Annotated in this window: 14 protein-coding genes; 3 read left to right on the plus strand and 11 right to left on the minus strand. The window is 34.1% G+C overall.

Features of this window, described 5'->3' with window-relative positions:
* Positions 1 to 264: 264 nt before the first annotated feature.
* Positions 265 to 1,899: a helix-turn-helix domain-containing protein gene (locus ACEYOS_RS02785; protein WP_373708021.1), complete on the plus strand. Its 1,635-nt coding sequence runs from the start codon at positions 265 to 267 to the stop codon at positions 1,897 to 1,899.
* 154 nt (positions 1,900 to 2,053) lie between these two features.
* Here ACEYOS_RS02785 and ACEYOS_RS02790 read toward each other — a convergent pair whose 3' ends face one another.
* The 3 genes from ACEYOS_RS02790 to ACEYOS_RS02800 form a co-directional block, all read right to left on the minus strand.
* Positions 2,054 to 2,308 carry a putative signal transducing protein gene (locus tag ACEYOS_RS02790; protein WP_373708022.1) on the minus strand — a complete coding sequence of 85 codons (255 nt, stop codon included), beginning with the start codon at positions 2,306 to 2,308 and terminating at the stop codon, positions 2,054 to 2,056.
* A gap of 111 nt (positions 2,309 to 2,419) precedes the next feature.
* Positions 2,420 to 3,754, minus strand: coding sequence for an L-lysine 6-transaminase (gene lat / locus ACEYOS_RS02795; RefSeq protein ID WP_373708023.1), 1,335 nt, complete (start codon positions 3,752 to 3,754; stop codon positions 2,420 to 2,422).
* A gap of 66 nt (positions 3,755 to 3,820) precedes the next feature.
* Positions 3,821 to 5,371, minus strand: coding sequence for an aldehyde dehydrogenase family protein (locus tag ACEYOS_RS02800; protein WP_373709552.1), 1,551 nt, complete (start codon positions 5,369 to 5,371; stop codon positions 3,821 to 3,823).
* A gap of 218 nt (positions 5,372 to 5,589) precedes the next feature.
* On the opposite strand from ACEYOS_RS02800, the gene ACEYOS_RS02805 reads away from it, so the two are divergent.
* Entirely contained in the window at positions 5,590 to 5,748 is a 159-nt protein-coding gene (locus ACEYOS_RS02805; RefSeq protein WP_193812361.1) for a hypothetical protein, read from the plus strand.
* A 12-nt stretch (positions 5,749 to 5,760) separates the two neighbouring features.
* On the opposite strand, the gene ACEYOS_RS02810 is transcribed toward ACEYOS_RS02805, so the two are convergent.
* Positions 5,761 to 6,987 (minus strand): hypothetical protein, encoded by a 1,227-nt coding sequence (locus ACEYOS_RS02810; protein ID WP_373797496.1) that lies wholly within the window; start codon positions 6,985 to 6,987, stop codon positions 5,761 to 5,763.
* Positions 6,971 to 9,541: a DUF2339 domain-containing protein gene (locus tag ACEYOS_RS02815; protein ID WP_373709550.1), complete on the minus strand. Its 2,571-nt coding sequence runs from the start codon at positions 9,539 to 9,541 to the stop codon at positions 6,971 to 6,973. The genes ACEYOS_RS02810 and ACEYOS_RS02815 overlap by 17 nt, the downstream gene beginning before the upstream one ends.
* A 470-nt stretch (positions 9,542 to 10,011) precedes the next feature.
* On the opposite strand from ACEYOS_RS02815, the gene ACEYOS_RS02820 reads away from it, so the two are divergent.
* Positions 10,012 to 11,406: a DASH family cryptochrome gene (locus tag ACEYOS_RS02820; RefSeq protein WP_373709549.1), complete on the plus strand. Its 1,395-nt coding sequence runs from the start codon at positions 10,012 to 10,014 to the stop codon at positions 11,404 to 11,406.
* Between the two features lie 26 nt (positions 11,407 to 11,432).
* On the opposite strand, the gene ACEYOS_RS02825 is transcribed toward ACEYOS_RS02820, so the two are convergent.
* From ACEYOS_RS02825 to ACEYOS_RS02850, 6 genes are all read right to left on the minus strand, one after another.
* Entirely contained in the window at positions 11,433 to 11,645 is a 213-nt protein-coding gene (locus ACEYOS_RS02825) for a DUF2945 domain-containing protein (protein ID WP_373709548.1), read from the minus strand.
* 38 nt (positions 11,646 to 11,683) lie between these two features.
* Positions 11,684 to 12,229 carry a GNAT family N-acetyltransferase gene (locus ACEYOS_RS02830; protein WP_373709547.1) on the minus strand — a complete coding sequence of 182 codons (546 nt, stop codon included), beginning with the start codon at positions 12,227 to 12,229 and terminating at the stop codon, positions 11,684 to 11,686.
* Between the two features lie 173 nt (positions 12,230 to 12,402).
* Complete coding sequence (locus tag ACEYOS_RS02835) at positions 12,403 to 12,765, minus strand: nuclear transport factor 2 family protein (RefSeq protein WP_373709546.1); 363 nt, start codon at positions 12,763 to 12,765, stop codon at positions 12,403 to 12,405.
* Positions 12,766 to 12,782: 17 nt separating this feature from the next.
* The gene (locus ACEYOS_RS02840) at positions 12,783 to 13,826 is read right to left on the minus strand and encodes a bifunctional transcriptional activator/DNA repair enzyme AdaA (protein ID WP_373709545.1); all 1,044 of its coding nucleotides are present in this window, start codon (positions 13,824 to 13,826) and stop codon (positions 12,783 to 12,785) included.
* Between the two features lie 349 nt (positions 13,827 to 14,175).
* Positions 14,176 to 14,775 carry a DUF2911 domain-containing protein gene (locus tag ACEYOS_RS02845; protein ID WP_373709544.1) on the minus strand — a complete coding sequence of 200 codons (600 nt, stop codon included), beginning with the start codon at positions 14,773 to 14,775 and terminating at the stop codon, positions 14,176 to 14,178.
* A gap of 146 nt (positions 14,776 to 14,921) precedes the next feature.
* The gene (locus tag ACEYOS_RS02850; protein WP_373797497.1) at positions 14,922 to 15,500 is read right to left on the minus strand and encodes a fasciclin domain-containing protein; all 579 of its coding nucleotides are present in this window, start codon (positions 15,498 to 15,500) and stop codon (positions 14,922 to 14,924) included.
* Between the last annotated feature and the right edge of the window lie 39 nt (positions 15,501 to 15,539).

The raw sequence follows: 15,539 nt of genomic DNA on the forward strand, positions 1-15,539 counted from the left end.
TTACAAATGTATTGCGGAAAGCACGTATGATGCAAAATAAAGGACCGTTAGTTTGTAAAAAATTGCAAGCATATTGTAAATTATCTGCTGTTTTTTTAAAAAAAATACAGTATTATTGTAAAACAAATGAAGAAAAAAATCTTATCTCACTAATAATCAAATTATTAAGGTTTTATGCAGTTGAAATCTATAGTATCGGCTCTATTTCTATTTTTATTGTTTTTTTTCACAAGCTCCAATGCTCAAAACTTCTCAAATTTAGATTTGACCAATGAAGAAATTGAAAAAAAGATAGATGAGAACAGTAATAATCCTACAAAAATGTGGGAACTCATTAATTTTTACATTAAAAAATCTAAAAATGAGCAGAATAATGAGGCGCTTTTTTATGCATATCGATATGCAAGTACTACAAGCAAATATCCTTCAAATTTAAAATATGCCGATAGTGCATTAGATATTGGAAAAAAATCTAAAGTAAAAAAAATATTGTTAGATGCTTATCTCAATAGAGGTAACATTAATATGTCCGAAGAATTTTACCAAAAGGCGCTTGATGATGTTCTTATCGCTAATCGGTTATCACAGGAATCTGGTAATGAATACATTTTCAATAAAACGATTTACTATATCGCTCAAAATAAAATTTATCTTGGACAATACGAAGATGCCAATAAAGAACTTTTAGTATGTTTAAAATTTTTTAAAGATAATTTACAAAATAAAACTTCACTAGGAAAAAACTACCAAGTATATTACATTTATTCTCTCATGAGTCTTATCGATTCTAATACAAAGCTTGGTAAGTTTACACAAAACAAGGATCGTTTAAAAGAAGCTTTCGACTATCTTGAAAAAAATAAACTCACTCAATACATCCCTTATTTTATTTCTTCTGAAGGTACTGATGCTTATTATTCTAAAGATTATAATACCGCAATTTCTAAACTTTCTGAAGCCATTAGATTATACGATGATCAATGGCAACATAATACGGAAGTATATTATTTAGGACTTTCTTACTGGTATACCGGAAAACAAAAACTTGCTGTAAAATATTTAGAAGAAATTGACAAACATTATAATAAGACAAAAAAACTTGATCCACAATTTCGAGCAGCATACGAAATCTTAATTAAATATTATAATTCAACCGGAAATACAGCAAAACAATTGGAGTATATTAATAAACTCATGTTTCTGGACAGATCCTATGAGAAAAATTACAAATATTTGTACAAACGGATTGTTAAAGAATACGACACCAAGAAATTGGTCGCTGAAAAAAACCGAATTGAAAGTAAGCTCAAAAATCAAAGAATTATTTTTGTCGGAATATTTATATTTTTTCTGCTTGGTTTCTCATTATTTGGTTTGAAAATTCAGAAGGAAAAACAAAATTATAAAAAACGGTTCGAGGAAATTATTGCTCAGCGGGATCATGTAAAGGTCGAGGAAGAACAATCAACTCTAGATTCTACAGTTTATAATGATCAGCAGAAGTTCGACTATGATTTTTATAATAAAATCCCGGGTTTGAATCCAATTTTTGTTGAAAATATTCTTAATCAGTTAGAAATATTTGAAAACGAAAATAAATTTCTGGATTCACAGATTTCACAAAAATCAGTGAGCGAGAATTTTGGTACGAACTCTACTTATTTCTCGAAAATCATCAATACTTATAAAGGCAAAAACTTTGCGCTGTACATTAGTGATCTTCGTTTGGACTATATTATTGATCATCTGAAAAATGATGTGAAATATATTAATATGGATGTGAAGGAACTCGCAAGTATCGCTGGATTTTCAAGCACCGAAAATTTTTCAGATAACTTCCGTCGTAAATTTGATTTAAAACCATCAGTATTTATCAAGATGATGAAAGACAAATTATAAATACTTTCTAATTATATTTCCAGGATTATTTACTTTACACGATCTCCCCCTTTTCTGAAAGAAAGCTTTACGTTTAGAACAAAAAAAATCGAAATCCCGTAAAAGATTTCGATTTCTGTAAAAACGTAAAATTTAAAATAATATGAAATGGTTTTTAGTTATTACTTGGACTAAATTCAGTTTCCTTCAGCATTTTATCGATGACTTCAAAAGCTTTTTGCTCATCGGTCAAATTTACCATAACTCTTACTGTGTTTGCAGTTGGAGTGGTCGTAAAAGACATATAATTGTCATTTAAAAAACTTGTGATGCTTTGGGCTTCCAGTTTTGACTTAACTAATTGAATTTCTGCGGGTTTTTCACTTTCAAAAACTGCGACTCTCGTTTCTCTTTCCATAATTCTTTTCATTTTCGAATGTTAAAGTTACAAAAAATAATTACATTTTATGTATCAATATCCAAAAATAAATATGGATTCAAACATCGTTTAAATAAAAACTGCTTGAATCCATTTCTATAATTACATTTTGCCTAAACAAACTTCAATTTTATCTAAAGCCATTTGAATTTCTTCAGTGCTTACATTTAAGTGTGGACGGAATCTGAGGGATTTATCACCGCAAGATAAAATAATCACATTTTCTTCATAAAGAAGTGCTTGCAATTTATTTCGCTCGTCACCAGAAGGCAAATCCATTGCACACATCAAACCGCGACCTCTAGGATTCGAAATTTGATGAGGATATTTTTGAGCTAAACCTTGTAACCCAAGCAGTAAATATTCTCCAACCACTCTTGCATTTTCTACCAGATTTTCTTTTTCAATCACTTCCATAATTAATTGAAAACGCAGAATATCGATGAAGTTTCCACCGAAAGTAGAATTGATTCTGGAGCTTTCTCTGAAAACATTATTTGGGATTTCATCAAATTTTTCTTTATTCGCTAAAACGCCACAAACCTGTGCTTTCTTACCAAAAGAAATAATATCTGGAACGATACTGAAATGCTCATAAGCCCACATTTTTCCTGTTAAACCCATTCCTGTTTGAACTTCATCAAAAATTAAAAGGACTTCGTTTTGGTCGCAAAGATTTCTTAACCCAACAAAAAACTCATCACGGAAATGATTATCACCACCTTCTGCCTGAATTGGTTCTATAATAATACAAGCTACTTTATTTGGATTTGAAAGAATCGCTTCCTCAATATTTAAAAGGGCTAAGCTTTCATGTTTGATGGTTTCCTCTAAATTTTCTTCTGTAATAGGAAAATTCAAATGTGGATTGATAATTCTTGGCCAATCAAATTTCGGGAAGTACTGATATTTTCTCGGATCAGAAGTATTGGTTAAACTCAATGTATAACCACTTCTACCGTGAAAAGCCTGTTTGAAGTGGATACAAATTCCTGCTTCAAGATCTAAACCTTTTTCGAAATTCTTGCGGGTTTTCCAGTCGAAACATGCTTTCATCGCATTTTCAACGCCCATAGTTCCACCCTCGATAAAGAAGCAATACTGCAATTCTTTTGGAATCCCTACTCTTTCGAATACGGTCATAAAATCTGCAAATTCCTGAGAATAAACATCGGCTAAAGTTGGTTTATTTACGGCCATTTTTCCCAACCAAGCAGATTTCTCCATTAAGTAAGGATGATTGTAACCGATAGATGCCGAGGCAAACATCGAAAACATATCGAGATAATTTTTACCTGAAAGTCGATCATGAATCCACGAACCTTGTGACTTATCGAAATCCATTACGAAATCGAAACCGTCAGCAAGCATGTGTCTTGACAAAGTTTCTTTTACCGTATTGGTTGGTTCTGGATGAGATGCAATTGCGTTGTTCATATTTTTTTCTTAAAATTTGGAAATCGGAAATCCGAAATCCAAGGTTAAAATTTAGTTTATATTTTTTTACAAATCGAATTTAATTCCCTGTGCTAAGGGCAAACTGTCGGTGTAATTGATGGTATTGGTTTGTCGTCTCATATAATATTTCCAAACATCAGAACCGGATTCTCTACCACCACCGGTTTCTTTTTCACCACCGAAAGCGCCACCGATTTCTGCTCCGGAAGTTCCAATATTTACATTGGCAATTCCACAATCAGATCCATTTTGCGAAAGGAATAATTCTGCCTGGCGCATATCCGTCGTCATAATTGCAGAACTTAAACCTTGAGGAACATCATTCTGCATGGCGATTGCTTCATCTAAAGTTTTATATTTCATAATGTAAAGAATCGGTGCAAAAGTTTCGTGCTGCACGATTTTGAAAGAATTTTCAACTTCAGCAATACATGGTTTTACATAACAACCAGATTCGAAATTTTCACCTTCCAAAAGTCCACCTTCAACCACGAACTTTCCGCCCTCTTTTTTACATTTTTCAATCGAATCCAGATACTGTTGAACGGCTTGTTTGTCGATTAGAGGTCCAACGTGATTATTTTCATCCAAAGGATTTCCGATTTTTATTTGTCCATAAGCTTTTATCAAACGGTTTTTCACTTCTTCAAAAATGGATTCATGAATAATTAATCTTCTGGTAGAAGTACATCTTTGTCCAGCTGTACCGACTGCGCCAAAAACTGCTCCGATAATCGACATATTTAAATCGGCATTTTCTGTAAAAATAATTGCATTATTTCCACCTAATTCCAAAATTGATTTTCCGAATCTTTTCGCAACATTAGTTCCTACAATTCTTCCAACTTTGGTAGAACCTGTAAAAGAAATTAAGGCAACATTTTTATCATTGACCATTTTATCACCAATTTCATGATCTCCGACAATCATCGTCGAAACTCCTTCTGGAAGATTATTTTCTTTTAAAACTTCCATGATAATATTTTGACAGGCGATTCCACAAAGTGGTGCCTTTTCCGAAGGTTTCCAAATGGTCACATTTCCGCAGATCCAAGCGAGTGCTGTATTCCAAGACCAAACTGCAACTGGAAAGTTAAAGGCAGAAATAATTCCTATAATACCAAGCGGGTGATATTGCTCGTACATGCGATGTCCCGGTCTTTCGGAATGCATCGTATAACCGTGAAGCTGGCGCGATAATCCTACTGCAAAATCGCAGATGTCGATCATTTCCTGCACTTCACCTAATCCTTCCTGCAAAGATTTTCCCATTTCGTAAGAAACGAGTTTTCCTAGATCGTCTTTGTATTCTCTTAATTTTAAACCGAACTGACGAACCAACTCTCCTCTTTTTGGAGCTGGGATTTGGCGAAATTCTAAGTATGCTTTTTTTGCGGTTTCAATAACTTGATCATAATCATCAGAGTTTGCCGTCGTCACTTTTGCGATAAGTTTTCCGTCTGTAGGGGAATAACTTTCCAGTAAATCGCCGTTGGCGAAATATTTTCCACCGGAGGAGACGCCTTTATTTTCTTTTGTAATACCTAAATTAGAAAGGGATTTTTCGATTCCAAAATCCTGAATTGTTTGGGACATAATTTTAATTTGAATTGTCCTTAAAGATAGAGAAATTACTGAAATCAGAAAAATTTTACAGGAACTTTATGGAATTTTTAAGAAATCAGAAAATTAAAAAACAATCCTACAAATACCATGTACAGCATAATTAAGGTATCAAATTAAAACTGACATTTATTAGGTGACCAAAATTTGAACGGCTAAAATAAATATACTAATTTTGAAAAAAGTACTCCATGGAAAATTTACAGCCAGAAGATAAAAACTCCAAATTTAAAAAATGGTTTAAGCGCGTCGGAATTGGCGGTCTTATCTTTTTTACGGTAAAGGGAATTGCCTGGCTATTTGTATTTTATTATGGAGCTGAGCTATTTCAGGATTGCAGTGGAAAATAACGGTTAGACTAACTATTGATTATTACCCAAATCTTTTAATAAACCTTTAGAAAAATAGGCGATCACCACTAAGGCGAACCCAATACAGATCCACATAAAGAGCGGAGTCTTCCAAAATAAATCTTCGGTTTTTTCTTTGTTCTTAGAATTGTATTTCTCGAGATTAGTAATTTGGGTTTCGGATAAAGGAGTTTGAATTATATCGTCCAAATACGACAAATCATATTTTGGGGCTGAAAGTGTAGAATCAACCAAGATTGTATATTTCTCACCAGCTTTGAGTTCGGAAATAAGAGCTACTGATTCTTGTAACAACTTTATTTCATCAATTACCAAAGGTGAACTATCTTGATTCTCAATTTCAATGGTAATGTTTTTTTCAAAAATCTCGTTGATTCTAAATTGATTTTGCGTTTTTGAATTCAGTTGAAAACTAGTGACAGATTCCCGATAGTTCTCTTGTTTTCGATTTTTTAAGCGAATTTTATTCACCACTATTTCGACATTCCTTCGATAAAATTGTGGCTCAAAAATAGTGAATTTTAATCCGTTGATGACTTGTTTGGTTTTGAAATGCAAATCAATTCTAGTCGTTTTCTCGCTTTTGTTTTGGGAAATGGTTTGATTAAAACCTCTTAATTCTACCATAGCTAAATCTTGAGCATCCAGGTTGACTGTTACGAAGGCAGACAAAACCTGAATCGGCAAAGATTTTTTATCAACAAAATCAATTCTCAAGAATTTATAATTATTCAATGGAAAGCTGAAATCCCGCTTCACTTCTGTGGCAGTTGAACTATACAAACCATCAACAGTTTCATTATTAACTAAGCCATACCACTGGTTTTGATCGTCACTACCGGAAATCGAATAGGTTTTCACCACTTGTGTATTTGCAATCGTTAATGTCAAACGATCAAATTTTGCCTTAGTTTCATTAGCAATGATAATCGAAGTTGAAACATTCGGAATACTGCTTTTAGATAAAATTTTTAAATCTTTTACGACGCTTCCGGTACCAGAAATAGTTCTGGTATCCAAAGCGTAAGGCACTTCGTTTCCTTTCATGTCTAAGATTCTAAAATAATCCCAATTGTTTTGTAGGGCAGATCTTAATTTGGGCTCAACCACAATTTTAGTTAAACCATCTGTGGCGACTGGTTGCAAATTTCCCGTGTAGTTTTGCGCAGTGCACCAACTTGCAAACAATAAGAACAAAACCTTATTTAACTTCTTCATCTTCGGTATTTTTAGGTTGATCGGAAACTAACTTTTTTAATTTCTGATAAACAAATGAAATGATTAATATGAGAACACCCAAGAGTATAAAGGCAATTATTTTCCCTGTCTCTGAGGCATCATTAATGTCATACAAAAACAGTTTAGCGATCGTAATCCCAAGTAAACTAAGAGCAATTATTCTCAATTGTTTCCAATCTTTTTTAATACCGATGATTAATAATACGAAAGAAATGACGCCCCAAAGAATTGGGAATCCAACTTTGACTATTTGAGTCTTCAGTTTGTATATCGTAGCAAAGAATTCATCTTGAAATAGTGCATAAGAATCAGAATTTATGTTCCTAATAGAAAGCGTTGACCATTTTTCCGCACTGATTCCACTATTAAAAAATACACTATGAATAATTAATTCCTGACTTAAAATTACTACGACGACAAAAGCCAAGATCCATAGCGCATACTTCGTTTTCAACTCCGCAAAAATGGGTTGGTGTAGTGTTTTTTTAACCAACAGATAAAGGAAGTAAACTACACTGAATAGTATTACGAAATGCATTAAATAAGCAGAAAAGTTTTTTACAGGATTAAATGGATAATCATTCATTTCCTGTATCGGTAAATTGCCAAACAAGAAGATAAACAGAACTACATTAAAGATTCCCAAGGCTGCAGTTGCTTTTTTCAACAGTATAGCATCTTTTTTAAACGTAAAGTAAATCAACACGATTGAAAATAAATAATGGAAACCTGCAGTGTAGGATGTTACAGAAGAAGAATTTCCGTTATAAATTGTAGCGAGGTAATACGTTTCTAAAATTCCCACAAAATAGGAAATCACAATGCCGATCATAAATAGGGCTTTCCGATAGATATTAGGATTGAATTTAAATCCGAAAAAGCTCGTTATTTCTCTATCGTTTTTCAACAAATAATAGGTGTAAAATAGCGAAACGATTGCTACAATTCCAACCAAAAATATAGGATGAATTAAATCTCCAGAATCTTTAATATTGAAATAATGATTTCCCCAATCCATCATCAAACTTACAAGCATTAAACCCTGCACAATTGCGGCGCTCCATTTGAAAACATCAATTTTCGATTTCTTGGCCAACCAAAATAAAAGTACCGCTTCACAAGCCCAAAATAGCGTAATGTAGTTTCCATTAAATTGAATTGGAATTGTTAACGTTGCAAATGTTAGTGTAAGTCCAACCAATAAGTAAACTGTATTTTTATTAAGGCCAAATCTACGGTACAAAACAGTTGCAAATATTAGATTATATATCGCTAAAGCAACGGTAAATAAACCTTTGATCGGAAGTCCCCAATCACTAATAATTGCCAGTCCAATTCCAAAGAAAAAGAAGGTATTTGCAACAATCAAAAAGTACTGTATCTTGGAGAAAGCACCTACGCTTCTAAGGTTATTAATCACGGTAGCGATGCTGAAAATGAGATAAAATAAGGTGGCAAAAATGAAGGCGCCAAGATGTGGCACTTTTGCTGGCGCAGTAATATTAGTCCACCAACCGAGGTATAGGATACAGGTGAATACGAATGCTAAAATGTTTACAATATTCCATTTTTTATAGTAGGAAATGAGCAACATTCCGATATTTAAAATCGCAATATAAGTGAAGAGCACCAGGTAATTTCCTTCTCCAGTACTGACCATAAATGGCACCGAAAAACCTGCAATCAAAGTCATTACGCCGAGTTCTTGTCGATCATAAGAAACCGAAATAAAAGAACTGAAAATCGTAATTACAACCATTATTACAAATGCAACGGTTTGACTGAACAAATGATATTCTTGAAAAGCGATGCCAATTGTAAAGTAGAAAACAGCAAAAGCACCTGCAACAAACACGGAGCTGAACGCTTTATAATTGGCTTTTAACCGATGCGCAACTCCTAATACAATTGCTCCGGCCAATATTCCTATTCCGACTCGCGCTGGTTCGTTGATCCAGTTTTTATCGATGGCATATTTCACAAAGAAACTGATCCCTAAAACCAAAATAAGAATACCGATTTTATTGATCAAGTTCTCACCAATAAACTTTTCGATATCGGGGTTCTCATCTTTGAACTTCTGTAGCCAAGGTTTTTTTGGTTCAACATATTTTCTTTTTTGGTCTTCTTCCGTTATCGTTTCAACTGGATGAATATCGTTTGTAAAGTGAACGGTGCTGGAAAGTTTTTCATCAACAACGGTAAATTCTTCTTCATCAGAATAATTTTCGGGCTTAATTTTTGGGATGTTCTCTTCTGGAATACTACTTTCCTGAATAGGAATGATCGTCGGAACAATTTCTCCAAACGGTTCTTCGACATTTGGTAAAACGTCCTCTCTTATTTTTTCAGTAACTATTGCAGAATTAGAAACTGGCCTTTTTTGCTCTGAAATGAATTTTTGCAGTCGGTCTATTTTATCCTCTAAACTTTTAAGGTTATTCTTTGAATCTCTAGCATATCGATTGACTTTAACCAATATTACGATAAGTAAAATGACTAAAAGTAAATTGTAGAAGTTATAAAATCCCATTCAGTATGTTTTTTACAAACATACATAAAAGCTAAACTTTAATTGAGATAATTGGCAATAAAGAAATTTTATATTCTATGTTATGTAATAAACGTAAATTTCGCTTCTATTTTACAGATTTATCAATAATCGTGGTATTAAATTTGAAACCTAAATGTTGTTCAAAAAAGTTCGCACCCGATTGTTGCAGCAATCCAGAAATAGGTCGGTGAAGTCAACACAGATTTTACGGTAGCAGACAATATTAACGAAGATGCAAAATTGACCATTAAGAAATTAAAAAGTCTGGGTGTAAAAAAAGCGATTCTTTGGTAGAATATTAGGATGGCTTTTATCGTGAAAGGTGTTGTCCTAATTCTGGGAACTGGAGGATTGGCGATAATGTGGCAAGTTATTTCGCCGATGTTGGTGTCGCCTTATTAACAATTTTATATGCGGTCAGAATTCATAAAATCAAATAATTTTCAAATATGATAAAGCGCGGTTTAGTTTGGTTCAAAAATGATTTGCGGTTGCATGATAATGAAGCACTTTCCAAAGCATTATTAGAATGTGACGAGCTTCTATTTTGTTACTGCGTTGATCCTTTACATTTTAAAAAATTGGACTTAGGTTTCAAAAAAGCGGATATCAACAGGTTGAAATTTTTAGAGCAATCAGTCAATGATCTGAAACAACATTTAGAAGGACTAGGTGGACATTTAATCATTTTTGATGAATCAGCGACTTCCGCTATTCCTGATCTAATTAAAAAATTTGAGCTCACCGACATTTATGCAGAAGAAGAATATGCAAGTGAAGAACTTAATGTAATCACAGACCTGAAAGACCAATTGCCAGCCATTAATTTCCATTATTTTTGGGGAAAAACGCTGTATCATAAAAATGATATTCCGTTTCAAATTGAATCTATTCCGTTGACGAGCAAAGCGTATAGAATTCCGGCTGCACAGGAATCGGAGCCAAGAAAAACTTTCGAAACACCGGAAAAATTAAAGGGTTGTAAAGATGCGATAAGCACCAAATTTCCTTCTTACAAAAATTATGGATTCAAAAAGAAAGAATACGATGAGGCCGCTCCTTTTTTGGAAGGTGGTGAAACTTTGGCCTTAGAAAGACTTCAGTACTACACTTTCAAATCTGAATTGTTAACTGGTTATCGCTGGTCCAGAAACAGATCTGAAGGTTTGGACTATAGTTCTAAATTATCTCCATATTTAGCGTTAGGATGTATTTCTCCCCGTACCATTTTTGAATTCGTAAAAGAATATGAGCAATTGATCAAAAAGAATCAAAGCACGTGGTGGCTGATATTTGAATTGGTTTGGCGGGATTATTTCACCTTCAAAGAAATGCGTTTTGGTGATCAAATTTTTAAAACCACAGGTTACAAGAACAAGGATATAGCGTTTGAAAATGATCCGGAGAAATTTAAAAAATGGTGTGCGGGAACAACTGGAATTCCTTTTATAGACGCTCACATGAGACAATTAAATAAAACCGGATACATGAGCAATCGCGGACGCGTTAATTGCGCCAGTTATTTCGTGCATGATTTAAAAATCGACTGGACTTGGGGCGCGGCTTATTTTGAAAGTAAATTAATCGATTATGACTTGAGCTCCAACTGGATGAATTGGCATATGCAGGCGTTTGAGATTTATTATACCAATCCCGTGCATCAGTCGAATAAATACAATTCGCAGGATTATATCAGAAAATGGATTGCTGAATTGAGTGATAAAAACAATGTTGAAGTGCTCATTCCCTGGGAATTTGATATTCCTGATTATCCGAAACCGATTGAAATTTATCAAAAATGGACGAGAGCCATTAATTTGATTAAAAAATTAGAGAAAGAATAAAAGGCGGATGTTTGCTCGAATTAAATCTATTCTGCTCGCTCAATTTCTGATGCACTTTTTAAGACTTTATCACCATCTTCCTGTTCGATATAAAATACTTTATTTTCAGGAGTTGCTTTTCTGGTAATGGCTGAACCCTTGATGGTCTTGGTAATATCTTGAGTAAAGACTTCAATAACTTTTCCCGTTGCGATGCCACTTCCCCATTTCCATTGTACTGCTGTTCCGACTTTAATCATCACTTTTAATTTGTAAATTTTAGTTCAAAAAAAAAATACTAATGCAAATTCTGCTTCAATCTCCAGTCTTCTTTTTTGATTTGAAAAACGACGTTCATTTTTGAGGCCTCTCCAAAATAGGCCACTTCTTCTTCTCCCAAATTCTCAGCGCCTAGTTTATTCATGGCTTTTACCGAACGGATGTTATCTTTCCCAACATGGAAAATTACCTTGTCAACGAACTGAAAAATATAATCCAGCATCATTTTTTTGACACTTGCATTAATATTTTTCCCCCAGGATTTGGTTCCATAAAAAGTGTAGCCAATAAATATACTTTTCTCTTCATCGTTGTAATCATAGAAACGGGTGCTTCCTAAAACTTCGTTGGAGTTTTTATCAATAATTAAAAAAGCTCCATTACTTTCAACTGCTCCTTTAAAAAAGTTTTGAAAAACCTCTCTTTTATATCTTTCTTTATTCGGATGCATGGACCAAACTTCCGGGTCAGCTGCAACCGAAAATAATCTTTCAAAATCACTTTCCTGTAAAGGAATTAATTGGATGTTTCCGTTTTCTAAAGTTGGTTGAATAGAGAAGTTCATTGGTGATGTTTTTTCAAAGATAAAAATAGTTTTGGCTACTCTATAAATTAATTCATTAATTTTCTGCTGCCAATTTGGTAGATTTATGTAATAAAAACACTACAAAAAATCCTCAAAATCTGTTAAATCTGCGGGAGACCTAGACTTATCTACAAAAAAATTGTAGAAAAAAATTAACCGTGATAAACTTTGGAGAAAACGATTTTACCATCAGTTATTTGAAGAACTTCCCCGATTTCCATATTATCTTCACCTTCTACCTTACGGGTGTATTCCATAAAAACCTGTTCAGAATCGGCGGTTAATTTGTTGACCTGATAGTGTAATGTTGGTAATCGTTCAAAACAATCGTGCCACCAATTTCTTAAAGCCTCTTTACCTTCGATCAAACCGTTTGTTTGAGGTTCGCGCACTTTCAATTTTGGACTAAAATGTTTGGCGTTGTCATCATACAATTCCAACAATTTTTCTAAATCATGTTCGTTGAATGCTTTGAACCAAATTGTGGCAATATTTTTTAAATCTTCCTGATCCACAAATATAATTTTTAAAATTAAAAAAGAATAGCTTTCTCCAATTCTAATAGTTTTTGTTTGCGCCAGATTCCGCCACCATAGCCAGTTAATGTTCCGTTACTTCCAATCACGCGATGACAAGGAATGAGGATCGAGATTTTATTCATTCCATTAGCGTTCGCTACAGCGCGGACTTTTTTTAAATCACCTAAAACTTCAGATTGTTTTTTATAATTCCAGGTTTCGCCGTACGGAATTTTCAATAAAACTTTCCAAACACTCTTTTGAAATTCTGTTCCGACAGGGGAAAGCTTAACGGTGAATTCTGTTCTATTTCCGGCGAAATATTCGGCGAGTTCTTTTTCTAAAGTTTTAAAATGCGGGTTTTCACCTTGAACGATGGTAGCATTCAATGATTTTGCTAAATCTTTGAATTCGGTTTCCAACATTTTACGGTCTGTGAATTCCAACATGCAGATTCCTTCTTCCACCGCTGCGGCATACATTGTTCCGATCGGAGTTTCGATTCTTTTTAAATCAATGATCCGTTGGTCTTTTGAATTTTTTGGCGAAACTCCAAATATCGATTTGAAACTATCATTAAAACCACTAAGACTTTCGAAACCACTGTCATAAGCTGTTTCCATAATGTTTTCACCCTGTTGAATTTTCTTAAACGCAGTATTCAAACGAAACATTCTTTGAAACGCATGAAAGGTCATTCCATGGTTTTTCTGAAACCACCTTCTCACCGTGGCTGGTTCTACTCCACGCTCCACCAGATCAAAATCTTTGAATTTTAAAGAAGGATCCAATCGTAATTCTTCCAGGATATTTTGAATATATTCCGGCGTTTCATCAGGATTTTCTAAGGGTTTACAAACTTTACACGGACGATATCCTTTCAGAATAGCCTCTTTTGCAGTTGGAAAAAATTCTACATTTTCCCGTTTAGGTTTTCTCGCGGTACATGTTGGTCGACAAAAAATTCCGGTGGTTTTTACACCCATCCAGAATACTCCTTCGAAATCAGGATTATTGTCGAATGACGCTTGATACATAATGTCGGCTGAAAGTTGCATGTTGTAAATTTAAATCAAAAATACATTAGACGAACTTATTCTGCAACCGAAAAATTGACAAGTATTTATTAAAAGACCAAAGATCGCTTCGCTTATAGATGAGAGATGATAAACAAAGTGAGCATGGTGAATGGTGAATGGTGAATTTTAAAAACATTTCGTCACTAAAGGCCGTTATTAGCGAAGAGAACAAATTTTTATAATGAGTCAGGATCTTGCGTCCCGGCTTGAATGGAGCTCTTTTTGCGAAACAAAGTGGAGCAAAAAAGCGGGAATGGAAGACGGATCAAGACGCCCAAATAAAAAATTATGATAACACAAAAAAAGTGAACCGAAGTTCACTTTACAATTATTTTTTAGGAGCAGCATCTTTTTCAATCTGCTTGATCTCATTGAGTTTGTCGATGATTTTCGCAACCATTTCAGGTTTCCATTCTTTGATCGGAATTGCAACTTTCGTCATATCCCATTTGATCAGCATTTCTGCAGAATGAATATCAACCGGATTAACGGAGATCTCGAACCACTCTTGTTTATCACTTAATTTTTGAACGGGAACCGTAAATTCAGCTACGTTCAATTTTTCGTCATAAGTATAAGCGCCCCATTGATTGGCATCTTTATTCAACATTACTTTCCATTCTTTTTCCATTGGAATAACGAAAAGTGCGTAAGAACCAGAGATTACGTCTTTGCCGCCAATGTTGACATTTTGTTCAAACGTAACCTTTGTTGCAGAATTCGCTCCGGCACGCCAAACCTTTCCGAAGGGAACTAACTCACCAAATACTTTTCTACCCTTAACTCCTGGTCTGCCGTATTCAACAGAAATTTTGGTCATTGAGAATTGCTGTTCAACTTTTTGTTTAGGGCTTGCAATAGGAACATTAAATTGAGAAAATCCCAAAAGAGAGCATGATAATAAAGCTGTTGCGAATAATTTTTTCATATTAAATAGATTTAAAATAGTACAATATTATTTTTTCAAGGATTAAAGATATAAAAAATAGGAACTCAAAGTTCAAAAAATTGAGTACAAAAAAAGTCACCTAAACCGAAATTCAGGTGACTCCATTAAAAAATAAAACTATGAAACTATGGCATTAAAACCGTGTCGATCACATGAATTACGCCATTTAACTGGTTAACATCTGCAATAGTAATCTGGGCTGAATTATTTTTTGCATCTGTAACATATAATTTTTGACCTTTCATCCAGAATGTTAATTCTTCTCCCTGAACTGTTGTGGCCATGTATTTTCCATCATTCTTTTTGATCCAGTTCATCAAATCCATACCAGAAATTTTTCCTGGAACAACGTGATAAGTAAGAATGTTTGTAAGCATTGCTTTGTTTTCTGGTTTCACTAAAGTACCTACCGTTCCTGCAGGCAATTTATCGAAAGCTGCATTTGTTGGAGCGAAAACCGTGAATGGTCCTGCACTAGCTAAAGTTTCTACCAATCCGGCAGCTTTTACAGCAGCAACTAAAGTAGTGTGGTCTTTAGAATTTACCGCGTTTTCAACGATATTTTTTGTTGGATACATTGGCGCTCCACCAACCATGACGGTTTTTTCTTGAGCCATGTTGTTCATCGGTGCACAAGACTGTGTTGCAAAACCGATTGTTAGTGTTAGCGCTAAGGCTGCTGTTGTGATCTTTGAATAGTTCATCTTTTAAATTGTTTAATGTTATATAATAGATTTGTGTTA

It is taken from the genome of Kaistella sp. (genome assembly GCF_041824135.1).
Taxonomy (GTDB): domain Bacteria; phylum Bacteroidota; class Bacteroidia; order Flavobacteriales; family Weeksellaceae; genus Kaistella.

Coding starts and splice junctions, on each gene's coding strand:
- lat (WP_373708023.1), bottom strand. CDS start 3,754: ATGAACAACGCAATTGCATCTCATCCAGAACCAACCAATACGGTAAAA.
- ACEYOS_RS02850 (WP_373797497.1), bottom strand. CDS start 15,500: ATGAACTATTCAAAGATCACAACAGCAGCCTTAGCGCTAACACTAACA.
- ACEYOS_RS02790 (WP_373708022.1), bottom strand. CDS start 2,308: ATGAAAAGAATTATGGAAAGAGAAACGAGAGTCGCAGTTTTTGAAAGT.
- ACEYOS_RS02840 (WP_373709545.1), bottom strand. CDS start 13,826: ATGCAACTTTCAGCCGACATTATGTATCAAGCGTCATTCGACAATAAT.
- ACEYOS_RS02805 (WP_193812361.1), top strand. CDS start 5,590: ATGGAAAATTTACAGCCAGAAGATAAAAACTCCAAATTTAAAAAATGG.
- ACEYOS_RS02820 (WP_373709549.1), top strand. CDS start 10,012: ATGATAAAGCGCGGTTTAGTTTGGTTCAAAAATGATTTGCGGTTGCAT.
- ACEYOS_RS02845 (WP_373709544.1), bottom strand. CDS start 14,775: ATGAAAAAATTATTCGCAACAGCTTTATTATCATGCTCTCTTTTGGGA.
- ACEYOS_RS02815 (WP_373709550.1), bottom strand. CDS start 9,541: ATGGGATTTTATAACTTCTACAATTTACTTTTAGTCATTTTACTTATC.
- ACEYOS_RS02830 (WP_373709547.1), bottom strand. CDS start 12,229: ATGAACTTCTCTATTCAACCAACTTTAGAAAACGGAAACATCCAATTA.
- ACEYOS_RS02825 (WP_373709548.1), bottom strand. CDS start 11,645: ATGATTAAAGTCGGAACAGCAGTACAATGGAAATGGGGAAGTGGCATC.
- ACEYOS_RS02800 (WP_373709552.1), bottom strand. CDS start 5,371: ATGTCCCAAACAATTCAGGATTTTGGAATCGAAAAATCCCTTTCTAAT.
- ACEYOS_RS02810 (WP_373797496.1), bottom strand. CDS start 6,987: ATGAAGAAGTTAAATAAGGTTTTGTTCTTATTGTTTGCAAGTTGGTGC.